This window comes from Patulibacter sp. NPDC049589, from assembly GCF_040675535.1.
In the GTDB taxonomy this organism is placed as follows: domain Bacteria; phylum Actinomycetota; class Thermoleophilia; order Solirubrobacterales; family Solirubrobacteraceae; genus Patulibacter.
On sequence record NZ_JBFAPC010000218.1, the window covers coordinates 1 to 7,502 of the forward strand.

Consider the following 7,502-nt stretch of genomic DNA (forward strand, 5'->3'; position numbering starts at 1 on the left):
GCGTGCCGGATCCGCTCGAGGAACGCCGGGGATCCGAAGCGCTCGGGGGCGACGTAGAGGAGCTTGACGTCGCCGGCCACGGCCCGGTCGACGGCTTGGCGTCCTCGTCCTTGGCCTTCGCCTGCTCCTTCGCCTCGCGCTGCTTGCGGCGCTCGTTGGCGGGGCCGCCGGTCTTCGACGTCACGACGGGGAGGTCGAACGTCTTGCCGTTGAACGCGGCGAACGCCTGGCCGGTGTCGAGGACCGAGGGCTTCGTCCGCTCGTCGTAGGCGCCGGTGCTCGTCAGGCCGCCGCTGGCGCGCTGCTGGTAGTCGGTGAGGCCCTGGCGCAGCGTCTTGCCGGTCGGGGTCCGGAGCGTCGGGAGCCCGAGCGCCTGCAGCGCCTGGATCGCGAACGCCGTCGCCGGGACCGACGACTTGTAGACGCCCTTGTCGAGGCGCGTGTCCTTCAGCAGCCCGCCGTCGTTGCCCTGCGCGGCCTGCAGGTAGGCGACGCCGCTCGTGACGGGCGCGTCGCCCTGCTTGGCCTGGCCGGTGGCGACGAGCGCCTGGAGGACGAGGGCCGTCGACGAGGTGTCCGCGTTGCCCGACGGGCCCCAGGCGCCGTCCGAGGTGACGGTGTCCAGCAGCGCCTGGCCGGCCGCCGAAGCCGCCTTCGTCGACGCCGAGGAGCCGTCGGCCAGCAGCCCGAAGATCGCCAGGGCCGTGCCCTCCGGGTCGGTGCGGGCGACGTCCTTGGACAGCCGCGAGCGCAGCGTCGCCGCCGGGTCGCCGTACTGCGTGACGCTGAGCTTGCCGCTGCTGCGCACGAGGGCCAGCAGGCCCAGGTCGCCGATCGACCGGTAGCTGGACCGGTGGGCGATGAGGTACTCGTCCGCGGAGCGGCCGCCCTTCAGCCACTCGTCCTTCGGGTTCTTGCCCGCGGCGAGCAACGCGACGGACGCCCACAGGGACGTCTCGGGGTCGGACTTGCGGCCTTGGCGGAGGCCGAAGCCGCCGTCGCGGTTCTGGGCGTCCTCGACGAATCCGGCCGCGCGGGAGGCGTTGCCCGCGGCCGCCGCCCGGCCCGGGGACACGACCGCACCGGCCGCGAGGACGACGGTCAGCAGCAGCGCCAGGAGGCGCCGCGGGAGGGCGGATGAGCCGGCGAGGCTCGGGAGGTCTGGGAAACCACGGTCGTGCACGTTCGGAAAACAGTACCGAAAACAAGTCTGCTTTCACGTATTTGGGCGCGATACGCTTCACGGGCCATGTCTGACGCCACTCTCAGCAGCCCCGGACCCGCGGCCGCGCCGTCGTTCTTCGCGTTCCCCAATCCGGTCAACGAGGTCGCGGCCCGGACGATCGCGCTCGGCGTCGTCGTCCTGAGCCTCGTGGCGCTCGTGCTGCAGCTCGAGTGGCTCGTGGTGCTGATCGCGCTGGGTTTCCTCGCGCGCGTCGCGGCCGGCCCGAAGGCCAGTCCGCTGGGGCTCCTCGCCACGCGCGTGATCGTCCCGCGCCTGGGCATGGCGCCCCGGCCGACCGCCGGCCCGCCGAAGCGCTTCGCCCAGGCGATCGGCGCGACGTTCTCCGTCGCCTCGGCCGTCCTGCTGCTCCTGGTCGACGCGGACCTCGCCGGCTGGATCGTCCTCGGCGCCCTCGTCGGCGCCGCGTTCCTGGAGGGGGCGCTCGGGATCTGCCTCGGCTGCCGCGCCTTCGCCGTCCTGATCCGGCTCGGCGTCGTCCCGGAGGACGTCTGCGAGGCCTGCAACGACATCTGGTCGCGGCCGGGCGTCACCCGGCCGGGCGCTGACGCCTAGGGAGACCGTCGGAGCCGGACCGCGTACCGGGCGGCCCGCCGCTCAGCGCGCGCAGCGGGTCCGCCGGACGTCAGTCGCCGTCGGGCACCGCGTTGAAGAGCAGCGTCGCGAACGTCTGCTCCGCGTCGTCCAGGGCCGGCGGGGCCTCGTCGGCGGCGACGTGCGCGCACATCGTGGAGTGGATCATCGTCAGCGCCATCTCCGCCTGGATCGGCTCGGGCACGTCGTCGCGGACGTCGCCGAGGAGCGCCAGGACGCGGTCGCGATGCGCGGTGCGGGTCCGCTGGACCCGCTCGTCCCGGCCGGTCGTGACGAAGTGCATCTCGAGCGCCTCCGGGTTGGAGCGCATCTCGGCGTAGCAGCCGCGCACGGACGCGAAGAGCGCGGCCTGCCACGTCGGGGCGTCGCGCAGCAGCGGGCGGCTCCGCGCGAAGACCCGGTCGAGGACGCGCTGGTAGGCCGCGATGTCCGGCTCGGCCACCTGCCCCGCGCGCCGCATCAGCCGACGCCCGGATCCGTGGAGGGGCGCAGCTGCATGAGGCAGAACGCGAGCAGGTCGTCGCGGAGCTCCTCGAGGTCCTCCGTCTCGCCCGCCAGCACGCGCTTGTAGATCACGTCGTAGATCGCGCCGACCAGGCCCTCGGCGGTCAGCCGGGGGAGCGGGGCGCCGAGGAACGTGATCGCCGCGTCCTCGAGCAGGACGGCGAAGCGCTGCATGTGCGCGTCGCGGCGCTCCAGCGCCTCGGGCCCGACGATCAGCACCTCGACGATCAGGAGCTTCGCGACGGCGGGGTCGCGGGCGAGCCCGCCCAGCACCGCCCCGAGGCCCTTACCGACGGCCTCCGCGAGGTCCCGGGCGCCGGCCGCCGCGCGGACCGCGTCGTCGAAGAGCCGGCCGGCCTCCGCGTCGTACGTGCGGTGGAACGCCTCCTCGCGACCGGAGAACTGCTCGTAGAAGGTGCGGCGCGAGACGCCGGCGCGAGACGCGATGCGCTCGACGACCGCGATCGGGAAGCCGTGGGTGGAGACGACCTCGACCATGGCGCCCATCAGCCGGGCGCGCTGGTTCTCGACGATCACTTCGCGCGGGAGCCCGTGGCGCCCCGTCGGGAGCCGCGCACCGTCGAGCAGGTCGAGCCGGGCCTCGGGGCCGAGCAGTCCGGTGCCGATCTCCTCGCGCTGAGCCACGGCACAGAGCGTAGCGCCGTCCGCGGCGATCGCAACGGGATGACGCCGGCGCGCCACCACAGGGCGGCCCGAGCCCCGCCGGTCCCGGGCGCGTCCTCGACCCGGGACGCTCGGGCCGGGGCCCGGCCCGGTCAGGTGCTCAGGCCTTGCCCATCAGCGCCCGCTCGATGAGGTCGATCGAGGACTCCAGCTGCTCGACCGTGGCGTCCTGGACCCGGCTGATCCCGATCTGCTTGTTGACCCAGGCGTTGACCTCGCGCTGCGTCGCCCGACGGGTGCGGCCGAGCTCGCCGACCAGGCGGTGGCGGGTCTCCCGCAGCCGCTGGCGCTGCTGCCAGAGCGGGACCTCGGTGGCCGCGAAGCCCGCGACGCCACCGGCGTCGAAGGCGTGGCCACCCGGCCCGGCCCCGACCGGCTGGATCGGCGCGCCCGTCGTCGTGCCGGTGCTCATCCCCGTGGTCAGGGCCGGCGACTGCGGCTTCAGCGGCGTCGAGCCCCCGAAGAGGTCGAGCTGCGCCTCGGGCGCCATGTCGGCGTTCAGGGCCTTGAACTCGGCCACGAGGCCGAGCTCGTCCTCCGGCTTCTCGCCCGGCTCGTCGAGCAGCTGCTCGGGGGCGTCCGGGTCGGCGTCCTCCTTGCGGCGCAGGAACGGCACGAGCTCCTTGGCGATCTCGCCCGCGTGGGCGCGCAACGTCGGCTCCGCCGGGATGTAGAGCCAGGAGCCCTCGATCGGCCGGTTCGGGATCGTCCGCACGAAGCGCCCGACGATCTGCCGGAAGATCATCGCCGTCTTCGACGCGGTGGCGTACACGCCGACCCGCAGGCGCGGGATGTCGACGCCCTCGGAGACCATGTTCACGGCCACGATCCACGGGTCCGTGCTGTGGGTGAACGCCTCGAGCTTGCGGTGGGCGGCCTGGTCGGTGTGCATGACGACCACGGGCGGCGTGCCGGTGATGCGGTGCAGCGTCGCGGCGACCTTGCGGGCGTGGTCGCCGTCGGCGGCGACGACGAGGCCGCCGGCCTCGGGGTGCGAGTCCGCCCGCAGTCGGGCGAGGCGCTGGTCGGCCTCGCGGAGGATCTTCGGCAGGGCGCCCTCGAGGTCCGTCGAGATCGCCGTCCGGTAGCGGCGCGCGCGCTGGTCGGAGGAGACCGCGTCGGCGAACGACGCCTCGACCGTCTCGTCACCGGACTGCCACGACATCGTGCCGTCGAACGGGATGAACGACACCGGCCGGCAGACCCCGTCGCGGACGGCGTCGGCGTACCCGTAGGCGTAGTCGGGCTGCGTGACGCCGTCGCTGTCGTACTCCACGCCCGGGATCGCGGACGCGTCGGAGCGGAACGGGGTGCCCGACAGGAGCAGCCAGCGGCGGGCCTTGCGGAACGCCAGGTCGAAGCCCTTGCCCCACGCGAGCTCCTCGCCGAGGTGGTGGGCCTCGTCGGCGATCACGATCGTCGACTCGGTGCACTGGCTCGCGAAGCGCTCGGCCGACATCGCCACGCGCGCGTAGGTGACCGCGACGCCGTGGAAGCCCGCCGGCGGCGTCAGCTCGGGCGCGTCCGGGGCCAGGTGGACACCCAGGCGCGCGGCGGCCTCGGCCCACTGGCGGGTCAGGGGCGCCGTCGGGCAGATCAGCGCGATGCGGTCCGCCTGGCGGGCGTAGAGCATGCGGACGGCCTGCTCGAGGGCGGGTCGGGTCTTCCCGGCGCCCGGCGCGGCGGCGATCAGGAAGACGCCGCGATCCCACGCGGACATCTTCTCGAGGACCTCCTGCTGCCAGACGCGCAGGCCGGGGGGAGTGGGCAAGGCGGTGGTCACGCGACCGACCATCTTGGGGGATTCCTCGGACGGCTGAGAAGCGCCTGCTCCTGTACGTGTTGCGTGGCGGACGGGGTCCCCGCCGGGCGTCGGGGCCACCCCTCGGACGGTCGATCACGTGGCGCCTCCCCGCTAGGGTGCGCGCCATGGGACAAGTCATCGTCGTCATCGTCGTGGTGCTCCTCGCCGCGCTGGTCCTCGTGTGGGCCCGGCGCAAGGTCGCGGCCGACGGCGGGGGGCTCCTGCCCGCTCCGAGCGACCCGCTCGCCGAGGGCCCGGGCGGCCCGCTGGAGGGCCTCGGCGTCGGCGCCGTCGTCTCCCACGGCGGCCACGACTACGTGGTCCGCGGCGAGATCCGCTTCAACGAGGACGGCTCGAAGTGGACGGAGTACCACCTCGACGCGGGCGGCGACGTGAAGACGTGGCTCTCGGTCGACGTCTCCGACGGCACGGACGTGGCGTTCTGGCAGGGCGTCGAGGCGCCCGGCGACCTCGCGCCCGACCGCGGGTCGGTCACCCACGAGGGCCGCACCTACAAGAAGATCGAGTCCGGCCGCGCGGCGTACGCGACCGTCGGCACCACGGGCCTGCCGCCCAGCGGGCAGGCCTGGTACGCCGACTACACGGCCGAGGGCGGGCGGCTGCTCGGCTTCGAGCGGTGGTCGCAGGACGGCTCGTGGGAGGTCTCCACCGGCACCGCCGTGGCCGCCCACCTGCTCGAGATCTACCCCGCCGGCACGGCCGCCGGGGGCGCCGCGTGAGCGACGCCGCCGCACCCGGCGCGCCGTCACCGGGCGCCGACCCCGTCGCCAAGGCGAAGGAGGCCCTCGACGCCGCGCGCGAGTCGATGGCGGCGCTCGTCACCGTCCGGGCCCGCGCCCTCCAGGAGGCGCGGCGCCTGCGCGACCGGGCCGAGGCGCCGGAGCGCGAGGCGCTGGTGCAGGACGCCGCGCTGCAGGAGCGCCGCGCCGTCGCGCTGGAGCCCCGGATCGAGCAGCTGCGCGACCTCTCCCGCCGGGCCGAGGTCGCCTACGAGGCGCTGCGGGCCGACCGCGGCGCGGACGACACCGCTCCCGACGACGACCCGGACGAGACCGACTGACGTGCGCGCGTCGATCGACGTCCCCTTCCGCGACGCCGCCGCGGCCGACCTCGGGTGGGCGCTGGAGTCCGGCGCGCCATCGGCGCCGGGGCTCGCGCACCTCGACCTCGCCGCCGGGCCCTTCGCCCTGCGGCTGCACGTCCTCGGCGCGTCCCACGCGGTCGAGCTCGCCCTGCCCGGCGGGGCCGTGGTGACCGAGACCGTCGCCTGCGGGCTGGCCGCCGGCCGCGCGCTGGCCGGCGCCCCGGAGCGTCTGGAGGTCCACGGCCTGTCCTACGGCTTCACCGCCCACGTCGACGTCCCCGGCACCGCCGCCGTCGTCGCGCTGGCCGACGAGCTGCTCGCCGCGCTGGCCGAGGATCCCCACGGCATCGTCGCGACGTTCCCCGGGGCGCCCGGCGCCGCGACCGGCCTGCGCGCCCGCGTCGAGCCCGACGGCGTCGCGTGGGACACCTGGCACCTCTACCCCGAGCGCGGCGAGGTCGTCCGGACCCGGTCGACCGCGGCGCCGGCGGACGCCCCGTCCGAGCCGGATGCCGGCGCGACCGCGGGCGCCACGCCCCTCGCGACCGCCGGCGCGGAGGCCCACCGATGAGCCTCGGCGGCAGGTCGCTGATGTCGGTCGTCGTCGGCGGGGTCCTCGCGATCGTCGCCGTCGGCCTGCTCATCGGAGGCCTGTCCTCGTGCGGGTCCTCCCCGCGCAGCTGGGTCAAGGACCACTACACGGCCGCGGGCAAGCGCAACGGGACGGACCTGTACCGGACCTCGCAGCGCGTCGACCGGGTCACGAAGGACCTCACCGGCGCGTGGAAGCCCGCGGACCGCCTGACCGATCCGGGCGGCGTCTTCCTCCGCTACCAGGACGACCTGATCGCGATCCGGCCGCGCACCGGGGGCGGGACGGAGATCAGCGGCGTCGACGTAGCTGCCGTCCGCGATCTTCATGTACGGGTGGGCGATGTGCGCATCGGTCAGCCACTGCGGCCGGGTGTAGAACGCCGAGCCGGTCATTCCGCAGCGCCGGAAGATGTGCTGCTCGACGTAGTCCCCATAGGTCTGGCCGCTGACGGCCTCCACGATCAGCGCGGGTATGGCGGTCTCCGCTCCGGCGTGCGAGGTGTTCGGGAGGCCGGGCGTGCCGACCAACCTCGCCTGCCGGGCCCAGCGCTGCTGGTAGTCGTGGACCTCGGCCCGGCTCCGGAAGATCCGGTGGATGTCCTCGTCGGGGGTGTTCAGGCTGGATGTGCCGGAGAGCATGTGGTGGATGGTCACCCGCTTGGCGAGGTCACTCTCGAAGCCGGTCAGGTGGTCGGCGATCGTGTCGTTCAGGTCGAGCCTGCCCTGCTGCGCGAGTTGCAGGATCGCGACCGCGTTGAACGGTTTGCCCGCCGAGCTGAGCGTGAACGAGATGCCCTCGTGGTTGCGGATCCCCTTCTCAGCGTCGGCCATGCCGTAGCTGTGTGACAGCACCGTGCGGCCGCGGTGCGACAGCACCACCACACCGCAGAACCTGCCTTCGGCGGCGAGCCGCGCCACGTACCGGTCGTAGGCTCCGCCAGGCAGTGTGCCCCGCGGGATCCGGTCGTGCCGGG

8 protein-coding genes and 2 pseudogenes are annotated in these 7,502 nt (G+C 74.5%); 5 read left to right on the forward strand and 5 right to left on the reverse strand.

All coding sequences use genetic code 11. The features are described 5' to 3' along the window. Window positions 1-1,183: prenyltransferase/squalene oxidase repeat-containing protein (locus tag AB0L40_RS25195; protein ID WP_364361124.1), on the reverse strand; the 1,183-nt coding region annotated here is incomplete at its 3' end. A gap of 66 nt (window positions 1,184-1,249) precedes the next feature. Between AB0L40_RS25195 and AB0L40_RS25200 the strand changes: the two genes are divergently transcribed. Further along, on the forward strand, window positions 1,250-1,798 hold the full coding sequence (locus AB0L40_RS25200) for a DUF4395 domain-containing protein (RefSeq protein ID WP_364361126.1): 549 nt from the start codon (window positions 1,250-1,252) through the stop codon (window positions 1,796-1,798). Between the two features lie 70 nt (window positions 1,799-1,868). Here the strand turns inward: AB0L40_RS25200 and AB0L40_RS25205 are convergent, their stop codons facing one another. From AB0L40_RS25205 to AB0L40_RS25215, 3 genes are all read right to left on the reverse strand, one after another. After that, on the reverse strand, window positions 1,869-2,297 hold the full coding sequence (locus AB0L40_RS25205) for a hypothetical protein (RefSeq protein ID WP_364361128.1): 429 nt from the start codon (window positions 2,295-2,297) through the stop codon (window positions 1,869-1,871). Then, window positions 2,297-2,986 carry a TetR/AcrR family transcriptional regulator gene (locus AB0L40_RS25210; protein WP_364361130.1) on the reverse strand — a complete coding sequence of 230 codons (690 nt, stop codon included), beginning with the start codon at window positions 2,984-2,986 and terminating at the stop codon, window positions 2,297-2,299. Before AB0L40_RS25210 ends, AB0L40_RS25205 begins: the two co-directional genes overlap by 1 nt. Window positions 2,987-3,125: 139 nt before the next feature. Next, on the reverse strand, window positions 3,126-4,808 hold the full coding sequence (locus tag AB0L40_RS25215) for a DEAD/DEAH box helicase family protein (protein WP_364361132.1): 1,683 nt from the start codon (window positions 4,806-4,808) through the stop codon (window positions 3,126-3,128). 146 nt (window positions 4,809-4,954) lie between these two features. Here AB0L40_RS25215 and AB0L40_RS25220 point away from each other — a divergent pair, with 146 nt between their 5' ends. The 4 genes and pseudogenes from AB0L40_RS25220 to AB0L40_RS25235 all read left to right on the forward strand — a co-directional run. Beyond that, window positions 4,955-5,569 (forward strand): DUF4178 domain-containing protein, encoded by a 615-nt coding sequence (locus AB0L40_RS25220; protein WP_364361134.1) that lies wholly within the window; start codon window positions 4,955-4,957, stop codon window positions 5,567-5,569. Further along, window positions 5,566-5,910 (forward strand): hypothetical protein, encoded by a 345-nt coding sequence (locus tag AB0L40_RS25225; protein WP_364361136.1) that lies wholly within the window; start codon window positions 5,566-5,568, stop codon window positions 5,908-5,910. The genes AB0L40_RS25220 and AB0L40_RS25225 overlap by 4 nt, the downstream gene beginning before the upstream one ends. A 1-nt stretch (window position 5,911) precedes the next feature. Then, a complete protein-coding gene (locus AB0L40_RS25230) occupies window positions 5,912-6,505 on the forward strand; it encodes a DUF2617 family protein (RefSeq protein WP_364361138.1) in 594 nt (197 codons plus the stop codon). Between the two features lie 20 nt (window positions 6,506-6,525). Further along, window positions 6,526-6,771, forward strand: a pseudogene (locus AB0L40_RS25235) (DUF4247 domain-containing protein); the annotation flags it as partial. A 147-nt stretch (window positions 6,772-6,918) separates the two neighbouring features. Here the strand turns inward: AB0L40_RS25235 and AB0L40_RS25240 are convergent. Beyond that, a pseudogene (locus AB0L40_RS25240) lies at window positions 6,919-7,446 on the reverse strand (serine hydrolase domain-containing protein); the annotation flags it as partial. Between the last annotated feature and the right edge of the window lie 56 nt (window positions 7,447-7,502).